20 protein-coding genes and 2 tRNA genes are annotated in these 24,959 nt (G+C 63.2%); 10 read left to right on the top strand and 12 right to left on the bottom strand.

The genetic code is table 11. The annotated features are described in order from the left end of the window. Positions 1 to 57: 57 nt before the first annotated feature. Together EJ079_RS27380 and EJ079_RS27375 are read left to right on the top strand one after the other, a co-directional pair. Positions 58 to 624, top strand: a complete 567-nt coding sequence (locus tag EJ079_RS27380) for an SIS domain-containing protein (protein ID WP_127395745.1) — start codon at positions 58 to 60, stop codon at positions 622 to 624. A gap of 3 nt (positions 625 to 627) precedes the next feature. Continuing rightward, positions 628 to 1,371, top strand: coding sequence for a creatininase family protein (locus EJ079_RS27375; RefSeq protein ID WP_127395744.1), 744 nt, complete (start codon positions 628 to 630; stop codon positions 1,369 to 1,371). Between the two features lie 260 nt (positions 1,372 to 1,631). Here the strand turns inward: EJ079_RS27375 and EJ079_RS27370 are convergent, their stop codons facing one another. The 3 genes from EJ079_RS27370 to EJ079_RS27360 all read right to left on the bottom strand — a co-directional run bounded on the left by EJ079_RS27370 (position 1,632) and on the right by EJ079_RS27360 (position 5,450). After that, positions 1,632 to 2,549 carry a carbohydrate ABC transporter permease gene (locus EJ079_RS27370; protein ID WP_127268003.1) on the bottom strand — a complete coding sequence of 306 codons (918 nt, stop codon included), beginning with the start codon at positions 2,547 to 2,549 and terminating at the stop codon, positions 1,632 to 1,634. Positions 2,550 to 2,575: 26 nt separating this feature from the next. Beyond that, positions 2,576 to 3,697 carry a sugar ABC transporter permease gene (locus tag EJ079_RS27365; protein WP_127273345.1) on the bottom strand — a complete coding sequence of 374 codons (1,122 nt, stop codon included), beginning with the start codon at positions 3,695 to 3,697 and terminating at the stop codon, positions 2,576 to 2,578. Between the two features lie 88 nt (positions 3,698 to 3,785). After that, positions 3,786 to 5,450, bottom strand: a complete 1,665-nt coding sequence (locus EJ079_RS27360) for a sugar ABC transporter substrate-binding protein (RefSeq protein ID WP_013532183.1) — start codon at positions 5,448 to 5,450, stop codon at positions 3,786 to 3,788. Positions 5,451 to 5,738: 288 nt separating this feature from the next. On the opposite strand from EJ079_RS27360, the gene ugpC reads away from it, so the two are divergent. Genes ugpC through rbsK form a run of 3 tightly spaced genes read left to right on the top strand, consistent with a single transcriptional unit; the run spans position 5,739 to position 8,220 of the window. Beyond that, positions 5,739 to 6,797: a sn-glycerol-3-phosphate ABC transporter ATP-binding protein UgpC gene (ugpC, locus tag EJ079_RS27355; protein ID WP_127266589.1), complete on the top strand. Its 1,059-nt coding sequence runs from the start codon at positions 5,739 to 5,741 to the stop codon at positions 6,795 to 6,797. Between the two features lie 21 nt (positions 6,798 to 6,818). After that, positions 6,819 to 7,271: an RbsD/FucU family protein gene (locus EJ079_RS27350; protein ID WP_127266590.1), complete on the top strand. Its 453-nt coding sequence runs from the start codon at positions 6,819 to 6,821 to the stop codon at positions 7,269 to 7,271. A gap of 4 nt (positions 7,272 to 7,275) precedes the next feature. Then, the gene (rbsK, locus tag EJ079_RS27345; protein ID WP_127810674.1) at positions 7,276 to 8,220 is read left to right on the top strand and encodes a ribokinase; all 945 of its coding nucleotides are present in this window, start codon (positions 7,276 to 7,278) and stop codon (positions 8,218 to 8,220) included. A gap of 145 nt (positions 8,221 to 8,365) precedes the next feature. Here rbsK and EJ079_RS27340 read toward each other — a convergent pair. Further along, positions 8,366 to 8,442, bottom strand: a tRNA-Asp gene (locus tag EJ079_RS27340). Between the two features lie 216 nt (positions 8,443 to 8,658). On the opposite strand from EJ079_RS27340, the gene EJ079_RS27335 reads away from it, so the two are divergent. Beyond that, positions 8,659 to 8,734, top strand: a tRNA-Val gene (locus EJ079_RS27335). Positions 8,735 to 8,797: 63 nt separating this feature from the next. Here the strand turns inward: EJ079_RS27335 and EJ079_RS27330 are convergent. The 5 genes from EJ079_RS27330 to EJ079_RS27310 form a co-directional block, all read right to left on the bottom strand. After that, positions 8,798 to 9,568, bottom strand: coding sequence for an SDR family NAD(P)-dependent oxidoreductase (locus tag EJ079_RS27330; RefSeq protein ID WP_127810673.1), 771 nt, complete (start codon positions 9,566 to 9,568; stop codon positions 8,798 to 8,800). 13 nt (positions 9,569 to 9,581) lie between these two features. Next, positions 9,582 to 10,577, bottom strand: a complete 996-nt coding sequence (locus tag EJ079_RS27325) for an ABC transporter permease (RefSeq protein ID WP_013532177.1) — start codon at positions 10,575 to 10,577, stop codon at positions 9,582 to 9,584. 147 nt (positions 10,578 to 10,724) lie between these two features. Beyond that, positions 10,725 to 11,765 (bottom strand): sugar ABC transporter substrate-binding protein, encoded by a 1,041-nt coding sequence (locus EJ079_RS27320; RefSeq protein ID WP_127810672.1) that lies wholly within the window; start codon positions 11,763 to 11,765, stop codon positions 10,725 to 10,727. Between the two features lie 39 nt (positions 11,766 to 11,804). Next, positions 11,805 to 12,569: an ATP-binding cassette domain-containing protein gene (locus EJ079_RS27315; protein WP_127381266.1), complete on the bottom strand. Its 765-nt coding sequence runs from the start codon at positions 12,567 to 12,569 to the stop codon at positions 11,805 to 11,807. Continuing rightward, positions 12,566 to 13,732, bottom strand: a complete 1,167-nt coding sequence (locus EJ079_RS27310) for an ROK family transcriptional regulator (RefSeq protein ID WP_127810671.1) — start codon at positions 13,730 to 13,732, stop codon at positions 12,566 to 12,568. Before EJ079_RS27310 ends, EJ079_RS27315 begins: the two co-directional genes overlap by 4 nt. 221 nt (positions 13,733 to 13,953) lie before the next feature. Between EJ079_RS27310 and EJ079_RS27305 the strand changes: the two genes are divergently transcribed. Together EJ079_RS27305 and EJ079_RS27300 are read left to right on the top strand one after the other, a co-directional pair. Then, positions 13,954 to 15,132 carry a M24 family metallopeptidase gene (locus tag EJ079_RS27305; protein WP_127810670.1) on the top strand — a complete coding sequence of 393 codons (1,179 nt, stop codon included), beginning with the start codon at positions 13,954 to 13,956 and terminating at the stop codon, positions 15,130 to 15,132. After that, positions 15,119 to 16,348 (top strand): amidohydrolase, encoded by a 1,230-nt coding sequence (locus tag EJ079_RS27300; RefSeq protein WP_127810669.1) that lies wholly within the window; start codon positions 15,119 to 15,121, stop codon positions 16,346 to 16,348. Before EJ079_RS27305 ends, EJ079_RS27300 begins: the two co-directional genes overlap by 14 nt. A 49-nt stretch (positions 16,349 to 16,397) precedes the next feature. On the opposite strand, the gene EJ079_RS27295 is transcribed toward EJ079_RS27300, so the two are convergent. Both EJ079_RS27295 and EJ079_RS27290 read right to left on the bottom strand, forming a co-directional pair. Continuing rightward, complete coding sequence (locus tag EJ079_RS27295) at positions 16,398 to 17,702, bottom strand: M23 family metallopeptidase (protein ID WP_127810668.1); 1,305 nt, start codon at positions 17,700 to 17,702, stop codon at positions 16,398 to 16,400. A 151-nt stretch (positions 17,703 to 17,853) separates the two neighbouring features. Then, entirely contained in the window at positions 17,854 to 18,321 is a 468-nt protein-coding gene (locus EJ079_RS27290; RefSeq protein WP_127810667.1) for a peroxiredoxin, read from the bottom strand. Positions 18,322 to 18,416: 95 nt separating this feature from the next. On the opposite strand from EJ079_RS27290, the gene EJ079_RS27285 reads away from it, so the two are divergent. After that, positions 18,417 to 21,797: a DUF3971 domain-containing protein gene (locus tag EJ079_RS27285; protein WP_127810666.1), complete on the top strand. Its 3,381-nt coding sequence runs from the start codon at positions 18,417 to 18,419 to the stop codon at positions 21,795 to 21,797. 6 nt (positions 21,798 to 21,803) lie between these two features. Here the strand turns inward: EJ079_RS27285 and tyrS are convergent, their stop codons facing one another. Beyond that, positions 21,804 to 23,057: a tyrosine--tRNA ligase gene (gene tyrS / locus EJ079_RS27280; RefSeq protein WP_127810665.1), complete on the bottom strand. Its 1,254-nt coding sequence runs from the start codon at positions 23,055 to 23,057 to the stop codon at positions 21,804 to 21,806. 229 nt (positions 23,058 to 23,286) lie between these two features. On the opposite strand from tyrS, the gene EJ079_RS27275 reads away from it, so the two are divergent. Then, positions 23,287 to 24,930 carry a glycosyltransferase family 39 protein gene (locus tag EJ079_RS27275; protein ID WP_127810664.1) on the top strand — a complete coding sequence of 548 codons (1,644 nt, stop codon included), beginning with the start codon at positions 23,287 to 23,289 and terminating at the stop codon, positions 24,928 to 24,930. Positions 24,931 to 24,959 lie beyond the last annotated feature (29 nt).

Raw genomic sequence — 24,959 nt, 5'->3', positions numbered from 1 at the left:
TGTTCGTGGCAGCAAGGGCGGCAAATCCCAGGGGTGATTTTTGATGGCAGGATCGCGGTGAGCGACAAGAGCAAAAGCCTGTTCGAGACCGCGCTTGAGGAGCTCGGCGGCGTGCTGGCACGCATCGACGAAAGCCGGATCGATGCCGCCTGCAAAATGCTGGCCGGCGCGCGACGGATCGTCGTCTATGGCTGCGGCCGCGAGGCCTTGCAGGTCAAGGGCTTTGCCATGCGGCTCTACCATTTGGGCCTGCCGGTTTCCGTGGTCGGCGACATGAACACGCCACCGCTGGGGCAGGGCGATGTCTTCCTGGTCAGTTCCGGGCCAGGGGAGACCTCGACCGTGCTGACCTTGATGCAGGTCGCGCGCCAAGCAGGTGCAACCAATCTCCTGCTGACCGCCCAGGCCGAGGGCAGCGCGGCAAGGCTTGCCGACTTCACCCTGCTCATTCCCGCGCAGACCATGGCCAACGATCAGGGGGCGCAAAAAACATCGGTCCTGCCGATGGGCTCAGTGTTCGAAGGCGCGCTGTTCCTGCTGTTCGAGGTGATGGTGCTGAAGCTCAGGGAATTGACTGGGGCGTCGCCTGAAGCGATGCGCGCCCGCCACACCAACATGGAATAGATCATGCGCTACGAACTGATGCTGCCACACCAGATCCGCAGGGCGATCGCCGAGAATTGGCCGGTCGCTCTGCCGCTCGGCGTGCTCGAATACCATGGCGAGCACATGGCTGTCGGCATGGACACGCTGGCCGTCGTCAAGACGCTGGAGCTGTTCGAAAAGGAGAAGGACGTCGTCATCCTGCCGCCGTTCTACTACGGTGCTGCGAGCTATGCGGTGGCGCCGCCGGAAGGCAGCGGCTCGGTGCAGGTCGGCGGCAATGCGCTGGCGCCGTTCGGCGAGGAGCTGTTCTACAGCCTGCTGCGCATCGGCTTTCGCAATATCCACGCCATCATCCACCACCAGACCGAGAACTTTGCCGCCGGCATGCCGACCGATCTGGCGTTCAAGACCGCCGGCCGCCAGGCGATCTTCCGTTTCCTCGAAAAGCAGCGCGGCGAGGGCTGGTGGGGTTCGCAGGCGATGGCCGACTACTATTCCGGGCACGCCGCGGGTGAAAATTTCTTCAACTGGGTGCAGGTGCATCCGCTGATGTCGGCTGACATGAACGGCAAGTACCCGTTCGATCATGCCGGCATCGGTGAGACCTCGCTGATGCTGGCGCTATGCCCGGAGGCTGTAGATGCCGCTCATTTCGGCAACAACAAGAGCTGGTACACGGCGAGCGCCGAGGATGCTTCGGCCGAGCTTGGGCAGAAGGGCGTCGCCATGATCATGGACCATCTGCGAGCGATCTTGGGACGCTAGCAGCGGTTCTTCCTTCTCCCCTTGTGGGGTGAGAAGCGGTCCGCGTCGCGGACGAAAAGCCAATTGCTTGGCTTTTCGAGCTTCGAACGCCCTGAGCCTGCGAAGGGCCGGGCGTGGTTAGTCGATCCACCCTGCCGGGTCCCCGCTGCTTCGCAGCGTCCCGGCGTTCGCCGGCCTTTCATCGTGCCACTGGCACGATGAATTCGCCTTCGGCGAACCGGCTGCTCACCCCACAGGGGGAGAAGGGAAGGCCGGCCCTGCTACTTCACCGCGCCCGCGGTCATGCCCATGATCAGATAGCGCTCCAGCGCGATGCCGATCACCGCCAGCGGCGCGATCGCCGCCGTCGCGAGCGCTGCCATCGACCACCAGTTGATGCCTTGCGAGCCGGTCTGGCTCGCCACCATGACGGGGATCGTCTTGGCGTCGGTCGAGGTCAAAAGGGCGGCGAAGAAATACTCGTTCCAGCACAGCACCATCGCCAGGATGAAGGCGGCGACCATGCCCGGCAGCGCGATGGGCATGACGATGCGGAAGAACGCGCCCCAGATCGACAGCCCGTCGACCAGGGCTGCTTCCTCGAGCTCGACGGGAATCGAATTGAACTGGTCGCGCATGATCCAGATGACGATCGGCAGCACCATCAGCGTGTAAAGCAGGATCAGTCCGATGCGCGTGTCGAGCAGTCCGACCTCGCGATAGAGCACCAGGAAGGGCAGCGCCAGCACCACCGGCGGCAGGATCAACTGCGACAGGAAGAAGAACGAGATGTCCTCGTTTTTGAACCAGGCGAAATGATAGCGATAACGGGTGAGCCCATAGGCGGCGAGGCTGCCGATGACGATGGCGAGGCTCGATGCGCCGACCGAGGTGATCACCGAATTCATGAAGCGCTTGAGGAACTCCTCGCGCACCGTTGAGGTCTGGAAGATCGAGTCCGGCGACAGGCCGAGCGAGCGCCAGCCTTTCCAGTCCGGCTGGAAGTCGACGAAGGGGATGAGATGGCCTTGCGTGACGTCGACCGCGGTCTTGAACGAGGTTGTCACCGTCCAGTAGATCGGGAACAGGCAGATGAACGCCCAGAAGGCCAGTGCCCCATAGATGAAAACGCGGCTGGCGAGGAAGCTCGCCGGCGAGCGGATCTCCGAGGCGACATATTCGGTGGTCTGAACGCTCATCGGGCTCAATTCACCCCCATCTTGCTTTAATTGACATTGCGGACAAAACGGTTGGCGAATTTCAACAGCCACGTGACGAACACGACGATGATCACCAGATAGGCCATCGCCAGCATGGTTCCGTAGCCGACATTCGAGCGGTCGCGATATTCGCGATAGATGAAGCTCGACACGGAATCGGTGGCGCCGCCGGGGCCGCCGGATGTCACGGTGATGATGATGTCGGCAAGCTTCAGCTTGAAGATGATGCGCAGGATCACCGCCGTCACCGACACCGGCAGCATCAGCGGGAAGGTGACCTGCCAGAAGGTCTGCCACGCGTTGGCGCCGTCGACGCGTGCGGCTTCGAGCACCTCGCGCGACATCGCCTGCAGCCCGGCCAGCAGCATGATCATCATGAATGGGATGAAGGTCCAGGCATCCAGTATCATGATCGATATGCGGGCGATGATCGGGTCGGAGAAGAAGGCCGGATTTTCCCAGCCGAGATGGCGCGCCAGCGTTGCGGCCGGTCCGAACCGGTATTCCATCAGCGACTTGCCGATCATCCACGACACCGCGACCGGCGACAGCATCAGCGGCATCAGGAAGACGACGCGGAAGAACTTTCGCGCCCGGATCTGCGCGTTGAGCAGCAGCGCCAGGCCGAAGGCGATGACATATTCGACCGCCACTGCCAGCACATAGAGCACCATGTTGAACAGCGCGTTGCGGTAGTAGGGATCGGCCAGCATCTGCCAGAAATTGTCAAGCCCGTTGAACTTGCGACCGCTGAACGAGCTGAGGTTCCAGTCGGTGAGGGCGATGTAGAAACCGAACAGCGTCGGGAAGATCACCATGGCGATGGTGAACAGCAGCGCCGGCAGCAGGAACAGGGCACGCTGTCCGTCTTCGCCACGCGTCAGCACTTGGCCGACGCCGATCGCCACACCCCACAGCACATAGGCATAGACGACGGGGCGCCAGGTCTCGAAGCCGATCGTATCGGCGCTGCCCTTGTAGAGGATCTCCAGCACGATCGTCGCCAGCAGGCCAAGCGTCGCAACGGCCATTAGCGTCCAGCCAAGGCGTTTGCGGCCTGGAGAGATCAGATCGGAAGGGCCGGCATCTGCCGGCCACTGGTTCGCGGTCGAAGTCTGGTCAGCCACAAATCTCGCCCGTTTGCAGGCTCTCGAGGAGCCGGAGCCGGTCTAAAGTGGTCCGGCGTTGCCGCCGGACCACGGTTCATAGGCCAGCCTACATGCCGAGCGAGGCTTTGTAGAGCTTGATCTGGTTGTCGCGGCCGATCTGATCGGTCAGCTTCTCCCAGGCCGCCGCGATGGCGTCGGCGCCTTCCTGCGCCTTCATCTTGCCGGCGAAAGTGTTGGCCAGGATGTCCTCGGCGGCGCTGTAGTATTGGAAGATGCCGGGGATGCGTGGCTCGATCGCCGCGTTCGGATGGTTGTAGCTGTCTGATTCCGACTTGAGGTAGGAGGTGATGAAGGCCTCGTCGTAGCCGGCCGCCACCCATTCGGGAATGTCGAAATGCGAGTTGCGGTAGGGCTGGAAGCCCGACGGATACATCGCCGTCCAGATCGACAGGTCCTTGCCGCCGAGATGGGCGGCGGCGGACCATGCCGCCTTCTTCTTCTTTTCGTCGGCATCGACGCGGGCCATCACATAGACGCCCCAGCCGAGATAGGCGCAGTTGGGCGCATAGTTCGGGCCGCTGGCAAGCTTGTCCCAGGCGCCGGTCTTCGCATTGTAGACATCGTCGGAGCCCGGCAGGATCGAGAAGCCGGTGACGTCGCCGACGACGGAAGAGTCGTTGGTCTTGACGTTTGAGCCGACGTCGCCCCACCAGGTGACCATCGAGCCGGTGCCGGCCAGGAACTGCTGGAAGGCGGTCGTGTTCGGATCGGCATTGATCTGGTCGGCGGGTTCGGACGGCAGCGCGTCGATGACGTCCTGGATGGCGCGCACCCAGGCCGGATTGTTGACGCGCGGCTTCATCGTGTCGGCGTCGAACAGCCAGGCCTTGTCGTCGGGGTGCTTGGCATAAGCGGTGGCGCGGCTGCCAAGGAAATAGAAGCCGAAGCCGCCCCAGGGCTTTGGCGCGTCCAGATAGCCATAGACGTCCTGGTCCTTGAGCTTCTTGCCCTTGAGGAACTTGGTCACTGCCTGAACCTGCTGCCAGGTCTTCGGCACGCCCCATTCACCTTCACCACCGCCGTCCTTCCAGGCCTTGGCGAGGTCGGCATCGGCGAACACGTCGGTGCGGTAGTTGAAGTTGTGCGCGTCGCCGTCGACGGTCACGCGGTATTGCTTGCCGTCCCAGGTGCCGACCGGCGGCTTCAGGTAGCTGACCAGATCGTCGAAATCGATCTGGGTCTTGACCCAGTCGGGCATTTCCGACGTCAGGCCCTTGCCGCAGACATCGCCTTCGAACGGCGCGCCCATTTCGATGATGTCGAAATCGACGGTGCCGGTCGCGATCGACTGCTGCAGGCGGGCGTTGTAATCGGCCTGCGCCAGGTCGATCCAGTTGATCTTGGCGCCGGTGTAGGTCTCCCACGGCTTCAGGAAGCCGCGGAACAGCACATTGTGCAGGTTCTGGTTGTTGAGACCCATGAAGGTCAGCTCGACGCCGGCGAATTCGCCTTCCTTGACATTGGCCTTGGTCGCCTCGAGGCAGAGTTCCCCGACCTTCTGGAAATCGGCGTCCGTCGGCTGGCCTTTGCCGACGCCTGGGATCTGCAGGATTTTTGTGCGCAATTCGCTTGCCGCTGAGGCCGGGCGCGTCAAGGCGCCAAGTCCGGCGCCGGATGCGGCTGCGATCGCGGCCATGCTGGCCGCGCCCTTCAATATGTCGCGCCTTGTGGCGCCGGCTCGAACCAGTTTGTCGTAAAGACCCGTTCTCATCGCCTATTTCCTCCCAGAACATCAGTGTGAATAAATCGGCCAACTGTCGGACGCCGGAGCGCCAACGATGCTCCCGTTTCGGAAACGAATTAGGCAGGACCCCACCCTGCGTCGATTGAATTTCCCTGCGGATCGGGTACCGACATTTTGACCAGCGCCAGCCACTATTCTCACAACCAAACGCCGTGTCAACGAGAACGGGTTTTTATCTATAAGGGACCGACTTGCCCTGACAGGTCGCGTTGGTTAGCTTCTGCGCCTACGGCTAATGGAGCCGATGGGGGAGACATGGCGCAAGTCGCGATCAGCAAGGTGGCCAAGGCCTTTGGAACGGTCAAGGTTCTGCACGAAGTCAGCGTCGATATCGCAGACGGACAGTTCGTGGTGCTGGTTGGCCCTTCGGGTTGCGGTAAGTCCACATTGCTCAGGATGGTGGCTGGGCTGGAGACCGTCTCCGCCGGTACGATCGCCATCGGCGACCGCGTCGTCAATCATCTGCCGCCGGCCAAGCGCGACATCGCCATGGTGTTCCAGAACTATGCGCTCTATCCGCACAAAACGGTCGAGCAGAACATGGCCTTCGCGCTCAAGCTCAGGAAAACCGATCCGGCCTTGGTCGCCGAGCGGGTCAAGCGCGCCGCCGATATCCTCGACCTCAATCCCTATCTGAAGCGCTATCCCCGCCAGCTTTCCGGCGGCCAGCGACAGCGCGTGGCCATGGGCCGTGCCATCGTGCGCAATCCGCAGGTCTTCCTGTTCGACGAGCCGCTGTCCAATCTCGACGCCAAGCTGCGCGTGCAGATGCGCACCGAGATCAAGGAACTGCACCAGAGGCTGAAGACCACCACCATCTATGTCACCCACGACCAGATCGAGGCCATGACCATGGCCGACAAGATAGTCGTCATGCGCGACGGCCGCATCGAGCAGGTCGGCGCGCCGCTGGAGCTGTTCGACAGACCGGCCAACCTGTTTGTCGCCGGCTTCATCGGCTCGCCGTCGATGAACCTGCTCAAGGGCACCATGCGCAAAGGCGACAAGCCCGGTGTCGACATCGCGGGCACGCTGTTCCCGATCGCATCGGGCAACGCCGCACAGGACGGGCAAGCCGTCGTTTATGGCGTGCGACCGGAGCATCTCGAAATCCATCCCGACGGCGTGCCGGCGAAGATTTCGGTGGTCGAGCCGACCGGCTCGGAAACGCTGGTGTTCCTGCGCTTCGGCGAAGGCGAGATGGTGGCGCTGTTTCGCGAGCGTCACGACTTCAAGCCGGGCGATACGTTGAAGCTGAAGCCACGACTCGACCAGATCCATCTTTTCGACGCAGAGACCGGCAAGCGTCTCTGATCCCAACTCACGAGGAATACCATGCTCAAAGGCATCAACCCGCTGCTCAATGCCGACGTGCTGCAGGCATTGCGGGCAATGGGGCATGGCGATGATCTGATCATCGCCGACACCAATTTTCCGTCCGATTCGGTGGCGCGCCAGACCGCGCTCGGCCGCGTGCTGCGCATCGATGCCTCGGCGGCGCAAGTGGTCAAGGCGGTGCTGTCGCTCTACCCACTGGATACATTCGTCGACGACTCGGCCGCGCGCATGGAAATCGTCGGCAAGCCCGACGAAATTCCGCCCGTACAAAGCGAAGTGCAAAGGGAGGTCGACAAGGCCGAGGGCAAGTCGTGGCCGATGATCGCGGTCGAGCGCTATGCCTTCTACGAGCGCGCCAAACAGGCCTATTGCGTCATCCAGACAGGTGAGCGCCGCTTCTACGGCTGCTTCGCCTTTCGCAAGGGCGTCGTGCCGCCGGATGCGCAGTAGCGGCATGGCTTCGGGCAAGCCGGTCGTCATGAAGCCTGTCGTCATATTGGGTGTGTTCGTCGCCGACACCGCCTACAGGGCGCAGCGGCAGCCGCGCATGGGCGAAACCATCCTCGGCACATCCTTCACGCTGGGGCCGGGCGGCAAGGGTTCTAACCAGGCGGTTGCCGCCGGCAAGCTCGGCGCCGACGTCACCTTCCTCACCCGCCTCGGCGTCGATCCCTTCGCCGACATGGCGAGGCAGACCTGGGCGCAGGCGGGCGTGAAAAATGCCGTCATCGATACGCCGGAAAGCTACACCGGTGCGGCCTACATCTTCGTCGAGGAGACCACCGGCAACAACGCCATCATCGTCAGCCCCGGTGCTGCCATGCTGATCTCTCCAGCCGATATCGAAGCCAATGCTGCATTGATCAGCAATGCCGGCGTCTTTGTCACCCAACTCGAACAGCCGATCGAAGCAGCCATGCGGGCGCTGGAGATCGCGCGTGGGGCAGGGGTGACGACGATCCTCAACCCGGCCCCCGCGGCAAAGCTTCCCGACCGCATCTACACGCTGTGCGACTATCTCACGCCCAACGAGACCGAGACGGAGGAACTGACCGGGATGAAGGTGTCCTCGGTCGACGAGGCGCGAGCCGCCGCGGACAGTCTGCTGAAAAAGGGGGTCGGCACGGTCATCGTCACGCTCGGCGACAAGGGCGCGCTTTTGCACTCGAAGGAGCGCTCCGACCATCTTCCAGCCGTCAGCGCCGGCCCGGTGGTCGAAACCACGGGGGCAGGCGATGCCTTCAATGGCGGGCTTGCCGCAGCACTTTCGAGGGGCGTGGAGCCGCTGCAGGCGGTGCGCTTCGCCTGCGCCGTCGCCGGTATCTCCGTGACGCGACCGGGGACTGCACCGTCGATGCCGACATTGCAGGAGGTCGAGGCACTGCTGGCGAGGGGGTGATCTTGCAGGGCCAAGCGTAGGCAAGGGCTGAAAGGACCTGAGTGACCTCAGGTCTCTTGGACCTCAGGTCTCTTGCAAGACAATGTTTTTGACAATCAATGTCGACATTTCTCTGAAGCCAAGAGCTTGATACCCTTGAGAGAAATGGCGCGAGTGACGGGGCTCGAACCCGCGACCTCCGGCGTGACAGGCCGGCACTCTAACCAACTGAGCTACACCCGCGCATGGCGAACACGTGTCAGCCGTGTTCGTCGTTGGGGCGCTGGATAAGGGGTTCGCCACCGGGTGTCAAGCGTGACAGGACAGCATAACAGCAAACAGGAGAAGGTTTTTTGACAGCCGGCGTTTTGTTGGCAAAACCGGCATCCAACCAGGGCATCCTGCGCTCATTTGGCCTTGCGAAGCGGACCCTGACCGCTTAAAGGTCCGGCCCGGAGCGGGCGATTAGCTCAGTTGGTAGAGCGCTTCGTTTACACCGAAGATGTCGGCGGTTCGAGCCCGTCATCGCCCACCATTCCATTAGTCCATTCAAAATGTTGCCAAGACACGGAACCGAGTCGTTCGGTAGATGCTGCAATCACGGCGGCAGCAGCCGAAAATCATTGCCTTCCGGCAACAGCTGCCCACCATCGACAACAATGGTCGTGCCGGTGATGTAGCTGGCGTCGTCGGAGGCGAGGAACAGGAAGGCGTTGGCGACGTCGCGCGGGCTGCCGAGGCGGCCGAGCGGGATGGAGTCCTCCATGTTCTTGATGTAGGCCGCGCCGCGATGCAGCTCGATGGCTTCGGTCAGGATGTTGCCGGGCTCGACACCGTTGACGGTGATGCCGTAGCCGGAGAATTCGAGCGCGGCGGCGCGGATGAAGCCGTTGATGCCGGCCTTGCTGGCCGAATAGTGGCCGTGGCCGGGGCTGGTGACATGCGGGCCGGTGATGGACGAGGTGTAGAGCATACGGCCGAAGCCTTGCGCCTTCATCGGCACCAAGGCCGCGCGGCTGGCATTGAAGGTGCCGCGCAGGTTGACCGCCATGACGCGGTCCCAGTCGTCGGCGCTGGTGTTCTCGATCAGCTGCCAGGGATAGATGCCGGCATTCTGCACGATGATATCGAGGCGGCCATGCTGCTTCAGCGCCAGCGCCACGGCGGCCTCGGCGTCGCTCATTTGCGAGATGTCGGTGCGGATGAAGGGGGCGCCCAGTTCGTCAGCGGTGGCTTGCCCGGCCTCGGCCTCGGTGTCGGCCAGCACCAGCCTTGCGCCTTCCTCGGCAAAGCGTAGCGCAATGCCCTTGCCGATGCCGCGGGCGCTGCCGATGATCAGCGCTACCTTGTCTTGTAACCGATTGGTCATGCGAGCCGTCCTGTCATGCGAGTCTTTGGCGAATGGTTTGCTTGAAGGCGTCGAGCAGCACTGCGGCCAACACCAGCAGGCCGTGGATCACCTGGGTGAAATTGGCCGGCAGGCCCATCAAATTGATCGCCGTGTTGATGGCCGAGAGCAAAAGTACGCCGGCATACACGCCGGGGAGGGTGCCGACACCGCCTTTCAGGCTGACCCCGCCGATGACGACCGCGGCGAAGGCGTTGAACAGCAAGCCGACGCCAAGATTGGCGGTGGCGCCCGAGGTGCGGATCGCCAGCAGCCAGCCGGCAAGGCCGGCAATCGCGCCGGCAAGCACGAAGGCGATGATGAGATTACGGTTCACCCGGATGCCGGCGCGGAAGGTCGCCGTCTCGTTGCCGCCGATCATCACGAGATGCCGGCCGAATGGCGTCTTGGCCATGATCAGCGAAAAGACCACGAAACAGCCAACCGCGATCCAGGCGGTGAGCGGCAGGCCGACAAGGCGCTGGATGCCGAACCAGCGGATGGCCGGTGCAAGATCCTGCGCCGAGCGGCCGCCCGACACGACCAGCACGAGGCCGCGCACCCAGATGTAGGACGCCAGCGTGATGATGAAAGCGCTCATCTTCACCTTGACCACCAGATAGCCGTTGAAGGCGCCGATGAGGCCGCCGACTGCCAGCGCCAGCAGCAGCGAAACCGGAACCATCAGCCATTCGGGATGCAACTGCACGCCCATGCCGATGCCCGACGAGCAAAACAGGATGCCGACCGCCATGGCGCTAAGCGCTGCGACGGATTCGACCGACAGATCCATGTGGCCGGCGATGATCACCAGCGCCAGGCCGATCGACATGACGCCGAGCACGCTGGAAGCCTCGATGATGTTGGCGAAGATGCCGAGCTGAAAGTAGTTCGGGACGAAGATGGAGAAGACCACCAGCACGAACAGCAACATGAACCAGACGAGGTTGTCGAGTACGAACTCCAGGGCTTTGCGTGTGCGCGGGTTCATGGGCTGATCCGGTTGGCGCATGCCCCGCGAAATCAATTCGATTTCGTCGGGTTCGGGCGCGGATTCAAATTCGCCACGGCGTCTTTTGGACGCGGCGTTGTGAAAGGGCAGGCTCCGGGCCGTAACGGCCCGGAGCGCTTTCAATGACTATTCGACCGATTTGACGGTGTCCGTCGGCGGCTTCTGGTTGCCCCAGAAGGCCGGGTTGTCGACGTTTTCCTTGATGATGGCGGCACCGGGGATCTTGATGTTCGGACCCCAGGCTTCCTTGGTCACGGTCGATTTCAAGCCGAGTACGTCGTATTCACCGGGCTTGATCTCTTGCTTCTTGACGATCTTGTCCATGAACATGGCGACAGCCGCGGCCTGCGCGTAGAGCGGCTGCTCGATTTCGGCGTTGAGCCAACCCTTGCGGATCAGGTCGAGGCCGACCGGAGCGCCGTTCGAGCTCATCAGCATGACGTCGCCCGGCTTCTTGCCGGCCGCCTCGAGCGAGGCGACGGCAGCGACCGAAAGGTGCGCGGCATGGCTGAAGATCAGGTCGATGTCGGGGTTGGCCAGCATCTGGTCGGCAACGATTGTGCCGGCATTGCTGGCTTCCCATTGCATGGCCGGAAGCGAGATGATCTTGACGTCCGGAAACGCCTTCATCTTCTCCTCGAAGCCCTTCTGGATGTCGAGCGTATAGGGGTCGCCGGGGTCGCCGAGGACCTGCAGCACCTTGCCCTTCACCGAACCGTGCTTTGCCTTCAGCAGCTTCTCGGCCTGGTCGGCGGCGACGTAGCCGATCTCGACCGTTCCGGCGACAGAGGTGAAGTCGGATGGCGTCGAGGTGATCTGGCGGTCGAACTCGACCACCGGGATGCCGGCGGCCCGGGCTGCCTCGATCGACGGTTTCAGGGCATTGAAGTCGACTGCCGCCAGGATGATGGCCGCCGGCTTCAGCGCGATGACATCGTTCATCTGCGATTGCTGGGCGTCGGTCTTGTTGTCGGCGTTCAGCGTCTTCATCTCGTAGCCGGTCTGCTTCAGGAACAGTTCCAGCGCGCTCACCGAGCCGGTCTGGAACTCGTCCAGCAGCGTCGGCACCATATAGTAGACGATACCCTTGGACTGGGCGAATGCCGGCGTGAGCGTGGCAAAGGCCAGTGCAAGGATACCGAAGACAGCAAGAAGTATTCGCTTCATGTCGTTCGCTCCTCTTAAGCCGGACCCCTCTTTTGTCCCTCAGCCTGTCGGTCCGGCACCGGCAAGCGTCTCACCGGTGATCATGTTGATCACCGCATCGGGACTTGTTTTATTGCGTGCGACATCGCCGGCCACGACGCCCTGGCGGATCACCACGATCCGGTCGGCGACCTGAAAAGCCTGCTGCATGATATGGGTGATGATGACGACGCCGATGCCCTGGTTCGCCACCTGGCGGATCATGTCGAGGCCGCGCCGTGTCTGTTCGACGCCGAGGGCGGCGAACGGTTCGTCGAGCAGCACCAGCTTGCCGCCCCAGTGCACGAAACGGTTGAGCTCGATGGCTTGCCGCTGGCCGCCCGAGAGATGCTCGACATTGGCCCGCAGCGAGGGAATGCGGGTGCCGGCATTGGCCAGCGCCTTTCCAACGACGGCTTCCATGGCGTGCTCGTCGAGCACGGGAATGCCGAGAAACTTGCGTGTGATCTCACGGCCCATGAAGAAATTGGCGACCACGTCGACATTGGTGCACAGAGAGAGATCCTGGTAGACGGTCTCGATGCCGGCCGCCTTGGCCTCGGCCGGTGATTTGGCAAGGAATTCCTTGCCCTCGAACAGCATGCGCCCGGAGGTCGGCTCCAGCCCGCCTGATATGATTTTGACCAGTGTCGATTTGCCGGCGCCGTTGTCGCCGAGCAGCGCCACGACCTCGCCCTTGCCGATCGAGAAGCTGATCCCCTTGAGCGCTTCGATCGCGCCATAGTTCTTGGTGACGTTGTCGAGCACCAGCAGGGGTTCACTCATGCCGCAATCTCCCTGCCTTTGAGAAGGTCGCGCTCGCGTTCGCGTTCGGCCGCGAACATCTGCCCGAAGCGAGGTGACAGCACCCCGGAAACCGCAAGGGCGGCGGCGCCGCGCAGCACGGAATGCTGTCCGCCGCGCGCGACCACAACCCTGGGCGTCGTGCGGTCCTTGCGGGCCGAGACAGAGTTGTGCAGGCCTCCGGCCGAACCAGCCAGCATTTCGAGCAGGTCGGTGGACGCCAGCCCGCCGAGGATGACCGTCTCCGGGTCGAAAAGGTTCTCGATGACGGCGACGGCGTTGTGAAAGATCGGTGCGACTGCGGCGACCCAATCCGCCTCGCTGCCGTTCCAGTGCCGGAGCGCCTCGAGCGACAAATATCTTTCGAGACAGCCGCTGTTGCCGCACGGGCAGGCCTCGCCGCCCGGAATAACGGGAATGTGCCCGATCTCGCCGGCATTTCCCCAGGCGCCGCGCAAGGCGCTGCCCTCATGAACCATGACGCCGCCAAGGCCAACGCCGAAATAGAGATAGTAATATTCGGAAAACTGGGCGCCGAGGCCGTAGAGGCGCTCGCCCATGGCGGCGGCGGCCATATCGGTTTCAAAGAAGGCCGGCAATCCGGTGGAGGCCGCCAGCCGTTCGCGCAGCGCCACATCCTTCCAGCCGGTCATGGTGGTTGGCCCCACGAAACTCATGGACTCCACGTCGAATGGGCCGGGCAGGGCCATGCCGACCCCGAGCACCCGTCCGCCAGCCCGCAGTCTGGTCAATTCCACCACCAGCGCCCCGATCAGCTCGAAGGCGTGGTCCGGCGTCGCATTCGGCGCTTCGCGGTAAATGCTCTCGATCACGTCGCCGCTCAGATTGATCAAGGCGGCGCTGATACCAAGCGGAGTGATGTGGATGCCGACGGCATAGCCGCCCTCGGGGTTGATCCGCAGCGTCGCCGGCGGCAGGCCGCGCCCCTTCGGCTCTTCGCGCAGCGACAGGATGTAGCCCTGATCTTCCAGTTCGCGAACGATGGTCGACACCGTCTGGACGGTGAGGCCGACGCGCCGGGCGATCTCGCCGCGGGCGATCGGTCCATAAAGGCGGATGGACTCAAGCACGATGCGCCGATTGTACGGCCGCCCGAACTCCTGATTGGTCCCCCGCAGTGCCATGCCTTGCGCCCCTTAGGAGAGCGCAGCTTTGCATTGCTTATTTATTCAGTCAAATGGAATTCAAAAATAAATTCACGACGAAGTTTTCCTGGGAAGGCCGTGTAGGGCCTATTCGGTTCAGGACCTGCCCACGCGTCGCCCTGGCCGATTGCCGCCGTGGCGAAACCCCTTCAATGGTGAGCGAACCCCGCGACCGTTGATCTGACAAAGATGGAGCAAAGATGATCGAATTGCCGTTTGCCCGCGACGAGTACCAACAGCGGCTTCGCAAGATCCGCACCGAGATGGCGAAGCGCGGTCTCGAGCTCCTTGTCGTCAACGACGTTGCCAACCAGCATTACATCACCGGCTATGATGGCTGGTCGTTCTACACGCCGCAGGTGGTGCTGGTTCCAATCGAGGAGGTCGAGCCGGTCTGGATCGGGCGCGCCATGGATGCGGCCGGCGGTCTTCTGACCGCCTGGATGAAACCGGAAAACGTGGTTGGCTTTCCGGAAGATCATGTTCAGCGCGTCGATCGCCATCCCATGGACTGGATCGCGAACTGGATCGTCTCGAAGGGCTGGGGTAGCAGACATATCGGCATCGAACTCGAAGCCTACTATTTCTCTCCGAAAGGGCATGCCCGGCTTGTCGCGGGACTGCCCAATGCGAAATGGCACGATGCCGACCTGCTGGTGAACTGGATCCGCGCGGTCAAATCGGCGCCCGAGATCGCGTATTTGCGCAAGGCGTCCATCTTGGCCGAAGCGGCCGTCACGCGGGCCTTCGAGGTGATCGCACCGGGTGTTCGCGAGTGCGATGCCATCGCCGCCATCCAGGCGGCGCAGATTGCGGGCAGCCCGGATTTTGCCGGCGACATCACCGCTCTTCCCCCGACAATCCTCGGTGGCGAGAATGCCTCGGCGCCGCACATCATGTGGAGCGACAGGCGGTTCGGAGACAACGAGACGATTGCGCTGGAACTTGCCGGCGTCTGCCGCCGCTATGCCGCAGGCCTCGCCAGGACCATGCAGCTTGGTAAGACGCCGACAAATGTTTCGGACACGGCAAAAGCGGTGATCGAGGGCATGGATGCGGTGCTCGACGCGGTCAAACCGGGAACATCAGCCGAAGCCGTCGAAGCCGCCTGGCGCAAGGTCATCCAGCGCTACGGACTGAAGAAGGAATCGCGCATCGGCTACTCCATCGGCGTCGCCTATCCGCCGGACTGGGGCGAGCATACGATCAGCCTCAGGCCGGGCGACAAGACCGTGCTTGAACCGGGCAATGTCGTTCATTCCATCCTCGGCATGTGGATGGACGGCTGGGGCATCGAGATCAGCGAGACCATCCTGGTCACCGAAACCGGCCATGAGACCCTGACGAAGTTCCCGCGAGAGATCCATGTCAAATCCTGAGGGTTCGGCCACGGCGGGTGGTGTTGCGAAAACCGTGACGACCGATATCGACGCCGGAATTCTCGATCGGATGATCGAGGTCCGCCGCCACCTGCACCGCAATCCCGAGCTTTCGAACCAGGAGGCCGGCACGCAGCGCTATCTCAGGCAGATGCTGGTGGATCAGGGAATTGCCGACATTCGCGACGTTGCCGGCTTTGGCCTTGCCGTCGATATTGTCGGCACCGGCAAGCCGTCAAATCGAAAGATCGCCATTCGCGCCGACATCGATGCCTTGCCGATCGAGGAGGAGTCCGGCGTCGATTATGCATCGACGAATCCAGGCGTGATGCATGCCTGCGGTCACGACGCCCATGCATCGATGGCTTTCGCGGTGGCCGCGCATCTTCACCGGTCGCGGGACAGTTTTGGCGGCACCGTTCGCCTGATCTTCCAGCCGGCCGAGGAAGACGAACCGTCGGGCGGCAGGCGGGTGGTGGAAGAGGGGCTTCTGGACGACATCGACGCCGCCATCTGCGTCCACGTCGATCCCTACACGCCGTCCGGCAAGATCGCCGTCGGCTCCGGTCCATACACTCTGGCCTGTGACACGTTCAATGTGGTCGTCATCGGCTCGGCCGCGCACGCGGCAAAACCGCATGAAGGTGTCGATGCGTTGGCCGTGGCTTGCTCCCTGGTGAGCGAATTGCAGAAGATCGTTTCGCGCGAGATCGACCCGTACGATCCGCTGGTGATTTCCGTGACGGCCATCAATGGCGGCAACGCCTATAATGTCACCGCCGGCAAGGTCACGTTGAAAGGCACCATCCGCAGCGGCAGCGATGCAACCCGCGAGCGGGCCTGGCGCCGCGTCCGTACGATAGCCGAGGGAATAGGGACGAGCCACGGCGCGCGTGTCGAGGTCGACATCCACAAGGGCGAACCTGGTGTCGTCAACGATGTCGAGATGACTGAGCTGATTGCCGCCAGCGCCAAGGCCTGCATCGGTGCCGACAACGTCCTCAGCACGCCCGGATGGACGATCGCGGACGACTTTGGCTACTACAGCGAGAAACGTCCTTCGGTCTATTTTCGGCTGGGAATCCGAAACGAGGAGATCGGATCGGTCTTCCCGCTCCATCACGCCCGGTTTCGTGTCGACGAGGCCGCGTTGAAGGTCGGCGCGGCCACCCTGGTTGCGGCAGTGACGGCGTTTCTGTCGACGGGAGCGCCTTAGTCAGCCATCATGATGGTCATCGGCGCATGGGGCAGGAGCCTAGCATCTCTTACAGATATTGGGCGACCTTCTTGCCGACCGTGAGGAAGCGCAAGGGATCGATCGCTTCGCCATTGTGGCGGACTTCGTAGTGCAGATGCGGGCCGGTCGAGCGGCCGCTGCTGCCGGTCTTGCCGATGACGGCGCCGGCGTCCAGTTTCTCGCCGACGGTGACGTCGATCTCGCTGAGATGCCCGTAACGTGTCGCAAAACCATTGCCGTGGTCGACTTCCACCATGCGGCCATAGCCGCCGTTCCAGCCGGCCTTGGTGACGGTGCCGGGTGCAGTGACCTTGGCGGCCATGCCGATCGGGGCCCTGAAATCCATGCCGGAATGCAGTGCCGCGGTGCCGAGGATCGGGTCGGTGCGCACGCCGAACGGGCTGGTGACGGAGTGGCCCGGTGCGGGGTTGGTCAGCGGCAACTGGCGCGCTTCCTTCTTGAGATGGTCGAGGGCGTCAAGCGCTTCGTCCAACTCTTTGACCTTGCTGTCGAACATCATCGAACTGTCGAGCGGGATCAGCGGTCCGCCGACATCGCTGTCGCCCTTGCCAAAGTCGCTGTCGACGGGCAGTCCGGCCGCCTCGAGCGCTTGGGTGATGGCATCGGCGCTCTTGTAGGCATTGTCGGCAAGCGTGCTGATGCGGGTCAACTGGTCGCTCTCGATGGATTTCAGCGACTGGTTGATCGAGACGAAGAGCTTGTCGGCACGATCGGCGGCTGAATCGTTGGGCAGCGGATCGGAGCGGGTCGACCACAGCGAGAACGGCCTTGTGTCGCCGGCGCCGGGTCCGGCGCTCAGGCTGGCGACCGCATAGTTCCGCGCGGGCTCCTTAATACTGCCGGTCACTTCGGCGCGTTTGTCCGGCTTCGCAACCGCTGCCGGATCTTCGGCCGGCGCTGCCCCGACCTCGCTCTCGGCGCGTTCGAGCAGCGGGCCAAGGCGGCCGTGACGCTGGCTCAACTGGCTCTGCCGTTCAAGCAGTTCGCTGACCTTGGTTTCCATCAGCTGCTGGTCGAGCAACTGCCGGCTGGTGATGCGGTCGACCTGGGCGCGAAGCGCCGAAATGCGATCTTCATAGGCTTGCTGCATGCGCGCCTGGCGCGCCGTGGTGGCGCCGATCAGATCGTCGCGCAGCACGAGATAGGAGGTGGCCATGAGGTAGCCGACGGCAATGGCGGCCAACGCCGAGCCGACAAAGGCCGCCAGCCACGGTCGGATCGTGAAATGTCTGATCTCGTTGCCCCGGGCGATGATGACCGTATGGGGCTCCTTACGCGTGCCGAAGACTGCGGACTGACCGGTTGCGTTCACGGGACCAAGCTTTCGTTTACGACACCACGACAGCTTGACTACACATTATTAAGGTTAACAAAGGCTTGCAGGGCCGGCTTGCCCGCAGCGAACGCCCGCCAGGCGTGCGTATGGTTGTAAGGGAAACCGGGCCAACCTCGCCGGCAAAACCTCAAAGCGCGCGAACGGCCTCGAGCACCTCTTCCGCATGGCCCTTGACGCGGACCTTGCGCCAAATCCTGGCGATCCGCCCGTCGCGGCCGATCAGGAACGTCGCGCGCTCGACCCCCATATACTTGCGACCATACATCGATTTCTCGACCCACAGATGGTAGGCTTCGATCACCTTGCGCTCCTCGTCGGCGGCGAGGTCGATGGTGAGATTGTACTTCGACTTGAACTTGTCGTGCTTCTTGACGGGGTCGGGCGACAGGCCGATCACCACAGCGCCGGCCTTCTCGATGTCCGGCTTCAGCTGCGAGAAGCTGATCGCCTCCTGCGTGCAGCTTGTTGTGTCGTCCTGCGGATAGAAATAGAGCACGATGGGCTTGCCGGACGATGCGGCAAGGCTGACTGATCCGCCGCCGTCCCGCGGCAGGTCGAATTGCGGCGCGAGATCGCCTACGTCGAGGTCAGCCATACCGATGCCCTTGTTTGAGGTTACGCGCGAAGCCACACCGATATAGTGTCGGACGGGGATTCGTCCACGATCGACTTCGTACAACGGAAAATTGCGTGGATCAGGAGCGACCGCAGCACGAGAAGATCCGGTTCAGGCGTGATGAGATCACCGACCTGGGGACCTTTCCGTCCGCCTGCCGTGTGCCGCCGCTCGGTCAGGCTTCGATCGGACGCGGTTTTCGCATCCTGTCGCGACTGTTCGCCGGTCTGGTCGCTTTCGTGCTGCTGGCCGCCGTACTCGTTTATCTGGTTGGCGCCTCCGGCATCGGAGCCGACCGGCTTCGCACCGAGGCGGAAACGGCGCTCGAGAAACTGGCGGGCGTCGATGTCAATGTCGCGGTCGGGCCTGCCCGCATCACGCTCGACGGTTCGAGTTTCATCGCGCTTCAGGTCAGCGACGTCAGCTTGAAGACTTCGGACGGCAAGCCGATGGCCGATGCCGGCCGCGTGCGCTTCGGCGTGCGTTTGTTCCCGCTGCTGTGGGGGGACGTGCGGTTGACCAGCGCCAGGATCTCGGACGCCCGCATCGTCGTGGCTGCGATGCCGTCCGGCGGCGACTGGACCGCCGGCCTGCGCAATGCGGACGGCCTCATCGATCCGGAGAAGCTGTCCGCCGCGGTGTTCGGAAACATCAACCACGCACTCGATGCCGTGCGGGAGGATTCGCTGCGCCGGATCGATCTTCGCAATGTCGAATTCGTGCTGCCTGAAACCGGAGCGATCAAGCTCGTCAAGATCACCGACGCCACCGTCGTGCAGTCGGGCCCGGGCGGCATGCAGTTCTCGTCCACGGCGGACATCGACGGCAGGACGGCTACCGTTGCCGCTTCCGCCTCCCGCGATATCGCGGCGCACCGCGTCACGGCACTGGATGCGAGCGTCGATCTGGCCGATGCCGGCGATATGGCGGCCGCTGCCGGCAAGCTGGGAACCGTCGCGCTGAAGCTGACGGGATCGGAAGGGTTCGGCGCGAACGCATCGCGGCTGACGGCCGCTTTGTCGTCGACGGGTTCTGTCCTCGATCTCGGCACGCGAGGACTGCTGCCGGCGGACGTCGATATCAATGCGACGCTGGTTGCGGGCAGCAACAAGATCCAGGTCGACAGATTGCTGCTGAAGACCGGCCGCTCGACATTCGATTTCGCCGGTTCGATCGGGCCGAAGCCGGCAAGCGGAGCGGTGGGTGAAGAACCCTCCTATCGCTACGACCTGACCAGCGACGGATCGTCGCTTGCGCCTTCGGAGTCGCCCGAGCCGGCGCTCACCTTCCTGGCCCGGATTGCCGGCGTCTACAACACGGTGAGCCACAAATTGGTCGCCGAGCAGATCGCGCTCCGGTCAGCCGGCTCCGGCGAGATGCTTGGCACCGCCGCCGTGGCGTTCGTCGACGGCAAAGTGCCGGGGATCAATCTGGCGTTCAACATCCACGACATGCAGGTCTCTCACGTCAAGCAGCTGTGGCCGTGGTTTTCGGCGCGCAATGCCCGGCTCTGGGTGCTGGCCAATCTGTTCGGCGGCCGTGTCGTCGACGCCAACCTTCAGTTCCAGGTGGTGCCGGGCCGCCTGGGCAACGGCGTGCCGCTTTCGGCCGATGAGGTGTTCGGCCGCTTCCAGATCGAGGGATCGCGCTTCGACACCGCCGGCCGCATTCCGCCGATACGCGACGCGGTCGGCGTCGTCGGTTTCCACGGCAACGATGTCGATATCTCGCTATCCTCGGGCACCGTCTACATGCCCAGCGGCCGCACCGTGGCGGCCAGCAACGGCACGCTGACGGTCAAGGCGGCCAACCGCCCGCCGGTCGTCGGCGCGCTCGATATCGACGTCGACGGCGAAGCGTCCGCCGTCGCCGAACTCGCATCCTACGAGCCGATCAACGCCATGCGCCATGTCGGCATCCTGCCGGAAGACCTGTCGGGCAGCGTCACCGGCCACGTCAAGGCGGATATTCCGCTGCAGTCCGGTGTCGACTCCTCGAAGCTCGATTGGCTGGTATCGCTCGACTACAGCGGCATGTCATTGGCCAAGCCCTTCGAGGGCCAGATCGTAACGGATGCCGACGGTTCGATCACGGTCGATCCCGAGAAGGCGGTGATCTCCGCCAAGGCATTGCTGAACGGCATTCCGGCCGAACTCGATCTGGTCGAGCCGCTCAGGGATGACGGGCCGGCGCGCAGCCGCAAAGTGGCTCTGGTGCTTGACGACAAGATCCGCGCCGCCGCCATGCCCGGCCTGAAGCCGCTGCTTGCCGGAACGGTGAAGGTGGCGATCGACAAGAACGGCGGCGGCGACCAGAACGTCTCGGCCGATCTGACCAACGCCAGGCTGGACATTCCCTGGGCCGGCTGGAGCAAGGGGGCAGGGGTTCCTGCCAATGTCACCTTCGTCATGACCAAGTCCGGCGACACCACGACGCTGTCCGACTTCGATCTCGACGGAAAGTCGTTCTCCGTCGACGGCAGCATCGTGCTGGTCAATGGCGCCTTGTCGTCGGCGCGGTTCAGCAAGGTCACCTTGAACAGGGGCGACGACGTTGCCGTGTCGGTGAAGCGGTCCGGCAAGGGCTATGCGGTCGACATATCGGGCAACGCGCTCGATGCCCGCTCGCTGATCAAGCAGTTCACCTCGGACGTCGACACGGCTACCAAGACCACCGGTTCCGATGCCATTTCCGTCAGCGCCGATGTCGACCGGCTGACCGGTTTCCATGACGAGCAACTGTCCAATTTGAAGCTCGACTACAGTGCTGCCGGTTCGCGGGTGAACGGGCTGAAGGTCAGCGCCACGGCAAGTTCGGGCGCCGCCATTTCAATCAGCAACACCACCGGTGCCGGCCAGCGCTCGCTCAACATGCAGTCCGCGGACGCCGGCGCCATCCTGAGATTCCTCAATATCTACGAGCATATGGAAGGCGGAACGATCATCCTGGCGCTTGCCGGGCCGAGCGACGGATCGCTCAAGGGCAAGGTCGACACCAGCAACTTTTTCGTCGTCAACGAACCGAAGCTGGCCTCCATCGTGTCTACCACGCCGGCCGGTGACAACCGCAGCCTCAATCAGGCGGTCAAGGGCAAGCTCGACACGTCGCGGGTGAAGTTCGAACGCGGCTACGCCGAGATCGACAAGGGCAGCGGCTATCTGAAACTGGCCAATGGCGTGCTGCGCGGACCGCGCATCGGCACGACGTTCCAGGGCACGCTCTACGATCAGAACAACAACATGGACATGACCGGCACCTTCATGCCGGTCTATGGCCTCAACCGCATCTTCGGCGAATTGCCCATCGTTGGCGCGCTGCTCGGCAATGGCCGCGACCGTGGCCTGATCGGCGTCACCTACCGGCTCAAAGGCAATGCCAACAAGCCGCTGCTGGACATCAATCCGCTGTCGGTGATCGCGCCCGGAATATTCAGGTCGATTTTTGAGTATCGGTGATCGAGTTCAGATCGGCCGTACCAGAATGTGTTTTTTCTTTCCCAGAGAAAGCTTTACGACGTTTTCCGGACTCAAATCCTTTGAAGTCACCAGCCGGCGCTCGTCGCTCACCGGCTCGTCGTTCAGGCGCACGGCGCCGCCCTGCACATGCCGCCGCGCTTCGCCGTTCGATGCCGCCAGTCCAGCAGTGACCAGCAGCGACAGGATGCCGACGCCGGTTTCGAGCGCTTTCTTGTCGACCTCGACAGTCGGCAGCGACTCCGCGAGCGCGCCTTCCTCGAACGTCTTGCGCGCTGTATCGCTGGCTTGTTCGGCGGCTGCACGGCCGTGCAGCAGGGCGGTGATCTCGGTGGCGAGGATCTTCTTGGCCTCATTGATCTCGGATCCGCCGAGCCGCTCGAGCCGCGCCACCTCGTCCAGCGGCAGCGTCGTGTAGAGCTTCAGGAAGCGGCCGACATCGGCATCCTCGGTGTTGCGCCAATACTGCCAGAATTCGTAGGGGCTCAGCATCTCCGCATCGAGCCAGACCGCGCCCGAAGCCGACTTGCCCATCTTGGCGCCCGACGAGGTGGTGAGCAGCGGCGTGGTCAGCGCATAGAGCTGCGCATCCTCCATGCGGCGGCCGAGGTCGATACCGTTGATGATGTTGCCCCATTGGTCGGAGCCGCCCATCTGCAGGCGGCAGCCGAGACGCTTGTAGAGCTCGACGAAATCATAGGCCTGCAGGATCATGTAGTTGAATTCGAGGAACGACAGCGACTGCTCGCGATCGAGCCGCAGCTTGACGGAATCGAACGCCAGCATGCGGTTGACGGAAAAGTGACGGCCGACATCGCGCAGGAAATTGACGTAGTTGATCTCCATCAGCCAATCGGCGTTGTTGACCATGATGGCGTCGTTGGGACCGCTGCCGAATTTGAGGTAGGGCATGAAGTTGCGGCGGATGCCAGCCAGATTGTCCTCGATGTCCTGCGGGGTCAAAAGCTTGCGCGCCTCGTCCTTGAAGGACGGGTCGCCGATCATCGAGGTGCCGCCGCCCATCAGCGCGATCGGCCGGTGACCCGTCTGCTGCAGCCAGTGCAGCATCATGATCTGGATCAGCGAGCCGGCGTGCAAGCTCTTGGCGGTCGCGTCGAAGCCGATATAGGCGGTCACCGTCTCCTTGGCGAAGATAGCGTCGAGGCCGGCATCATCCGAAGTCTGGTGAATGAAACCGCGCTCGCTCATCGTGCGCAGGAAATCGGATTTGAAGACGGACATTGTTTCTTTCCCGAAAGCGCCCGGCCAGCGTGGCGCGGACGTGTATGAACGCGCGCGTTTAGCATCCAACCGCGGTCAGCAAAAGTGGTTTCCGATTTTGCGGCCCGCGTGGATGGCAAGGCCACTTCTTGCCTCATGCATTTGGCTGGCGTATTGAGGCGCCGCGCAGGGCAGGGCCTGAGGCGCCGCGACGGGGCCATCCCGCAGATCAGATCCGGAAAGCTCCGCGATGAACAGGAACTATCTTTTTCTCTTTCTGTTCAGCGTGCTGATGACTTTCAGCGGACTGGCGAGCCTTCCACCCGTCGACCGGGACGAATCCCGTTTTGTCCAGGCCACCAAGCAGATGGTCGAAACCTCCGACTATGTCGACATCCGTTTTCAGGATGCCTCGCGCTACAAGAAGCCGATCGGCATCTACTGGCTGCAATCGGCGGCCGTGGCGCTGAGCGGCGAGGGGGCGGCGGCGCCGATCTGGGTCTACCGCCTCGTCTCCATGCTTGGCATTGCCTTGGCCGTCGTCGGCATTGCCTGGACAGGCACCAAGCTGTTCGGGGCCAATGCCGGTCTCGCCGCCGGCCTGATGATGGCGGCTATCTTCGCCACCGGCTTCGAGGGCCGTGACGCCAAGACTGACGCCATGCTGCTGGCCTGCTGCGTGGCGGCGCAAGGCGCGCTCGCCCAGATCTATCTGGCAGCGCGCCGGAACGAACCGGTAGCCGCCCACCTGCCGTGGATTTTCTGGGCTGCTCAAGGCCTTGGAATCCTCATCAAGGGGCCGGTGGCTCCGCTCCTGTCGGTGCTGACGGTCGCCGCCTTGTTTGCCTTCGAGCGCGACTGGCGCTGGCTCCTGAAGCTGAAGCTCGTGCGCGGTGCCGCCCTGGTGCTGCTCATCGTGCTGCCCTGGGTCGCCCTCATCACCTGGAAGAGCGGCGGCGCCTTTCTCAGTGATGCCGTCGGCAAGGACATGATGGCCAAGGTCGCCTCGGGGGAGGAATCGCACGGTCTGCCGCCCGGTTTCTACATGCTGACCTATTCCTTGTTCATGTGGCCGTTCGGTCTGATCGCGGTCGGCGCCGGGCTGCAGGCCCTCAACCGTCTGCGCGACGATCCCCGGCTGCGTTTCTGCCTCGCCTGGTACATTCCGTTCTGGCTGGTGTTCGAACTGATCCCGACCAAGCTGCCGCACTATGTCTTGCCGGCCTATCCCGGCATGGCGCTGCTGATCGGCTGGCTGCTGACCTTGCCGCCGCAGGAGGCGAATGCGCCGCTCAGGCGCTGGCAGGATTGGTTGTGGTGGTCGACCGCATTCGGTCTTGCCGTGGTCAGCCTTGGCCTGGCGGTGGTCTGCGTGGGAGCGCCGATCTATCTCACCGGCGCCTTCTCCTGGTGGAGCATCCCGGCCGCCGCGGCAGCGCTGGCGGCGGGATATTTTGCTTTTTCCCGACAACTGCAAGTGCCGCTCTTGCGCATCGGCACAATCGCTGTCTGCGCGGGCATCACCTATGGGCTGTTGTTCGGCGTCATCGCGCCTTCGCTGAAACCGATCTGGCTGAGCCCGGCGATCGAGGCGGCGTTCCAGGCCAACAGGCCTTGCGCCACCACGGTGCTCGCTTCGGCGGAATATCACGAGCCGAGCCTGGTGTTCCTGGTCGGCACCAAGACCGTCCTGACCGATGTCGATGGCGTCGCCAAGCATCTGCTCGGCGATCCTGCCTGCGCCCTGGCGCTGGCGCAGGTCGGCGACGAGCAGAAACTGAATGGGTTGCTGGCGGCGCAAGGCAAGTCGGCGAACCGCGTTGCCGAGGTCGACGGCCTCAACTATTCGTCGGGAGACAAGCTGTCGCTCGGCCTCTATCGTGTAACCCAGTGACGGCTCGCCGATGCCCATGACGGCGACAA

The organism is Mesorhizobium sp. M7A.F.Ce.TU.012.03.2.1, assembly GCF_004006095.1.
Lineage (GTDB): Bacteria > Pseudomonadota > Alphaproteobacteria > Rhizobiales > Rhizobiaceae > Mesorhizobium.
Note: the sequence above shows the minus strand (reverse complement) of the source record. Positions and strands in the feature narration are given on the sequence as shown.

What these genes read in the sequence shown, in the direction of transcription:
- EJ079_RS27310 (WP_127810671.1), bottom strand. Translation starts at nt 13,732, where the DNA reads ATGGCACTGCGGGGGACCAATCAGGAGTTCGGGCGGCCGTACAATCGG.
- EJ079_RS27325 (WP_013532177.1), bottom strand. Translation starts at nt 10,577, where the DNA reads ATGAACCCGCGCACACGCAAAGCCCTGGAGTTCGTACTCGACAACCTC.
- EJ079_RS27350 (WP_127266590.1), top strand. Translation starts at nt 6,819, where the DNA reads ATGCTCAAAGGCATCAACCCGCTGCTCAATGCCGACGTGCTGCAGGCA.
- EJ079_RS27370 (WP_127268003.1), bottom strand. Translation starts at nt 2,549, where the DNA reads ATGAGCGTTCAGACCACCGAATATGTCGCCTCGGAGATCCGCTCGCCG.
- tyrS (WP_127810665.1), bottom strand. Translation starts at nt 23,057, where the DNA reads ATGTCCGTCTTCAAATCCGATTTCCTGCGCACGATGAGCGAGCGCGGT.
- EJ079_RS27315 (WP_127381266.1), bottom strand. Translation starts at nt 12,569, where the DNA reads ATGAGTGAACCCCTGCTGGTGCTCGACAACGTCACCAAGAACTATGGC.
- EJ079_RS27360 (WP_013532183.1), bottom strand. Translation starts at nt 5,450, where the DNA reads ATGAGAACGGGTCTTTACGACAAACTGGTTCGAGCCGGCGCCACAAGG.
- EJ079_RS27320 (WP_127810672.1), bottom strand. Translation starts at nt 11,765, where the DNA reads ATGAAGCGAATACTTCTTGCTGTCTTCGGTATCCTTGCACTGGCCTTT.
- EJ079_RS27375 (WP_127395744.1), top strand. Translation starts at nt 628, where the DNA reads ATGCGCTACGAACTGATGCTGCCACACCAGATCCGCAGGGCGATCGCC.
- EJ079_RS27305 (WP_127810670.1), top strand. Translation starts at nt 13,954, where the DNA reads ATGATCGAATTGCCGTTTGCCCGCGACGAGTACCAACAGCGGCTTCGC.
- rbsK (WP_127810674.1), top strand. Translation starts at nt 7,276, where the DNA reads ATGGCTTCGGGCAAGCCGGTCGTCATGAAGCCTGTCGTCATATTGGGT.
- EJ079_RS27275 (WP_127810664.1), top strand. Translation starts at nt 23,287, where the DNA reads ATGAACAGGAACTATCTTTTTCTCTTTCTGTTCAGCGTGCTGATGACT.
- EJ079_RS27290 (WP_127810667.1), bottom strand. Translation starts at nt 18,321, where the DNA reads ATGGCTGACCTCGACGTAGGCGATCTCGCGCCGCAATTCGACCTGCCG.
- ugpC (WP_127266589.1), top strand. Translation starts at nt 5,739, where the DNA reads ATGGCGCAAGTCGCGATCAGCAAGGTGGCCAAGGCCTTTGGAACGGTC.
- EJ079_RS27300 (WP_127810669.1), top strand. Translation starts at nt 15,119, where the DNA reads ATGTCAAATCCTGAGGGTTCGGCCACGGCGGGTGGTGTTGCGAAAACC.
- EJ079_RS27330 (WP_127810673.1), bottom strand. Translation starts at nt 9,568, where the DNA reads ATGACCAATCGGTTACAAGACAAGGTAGCGCTGATCATCGGCAGCGCC.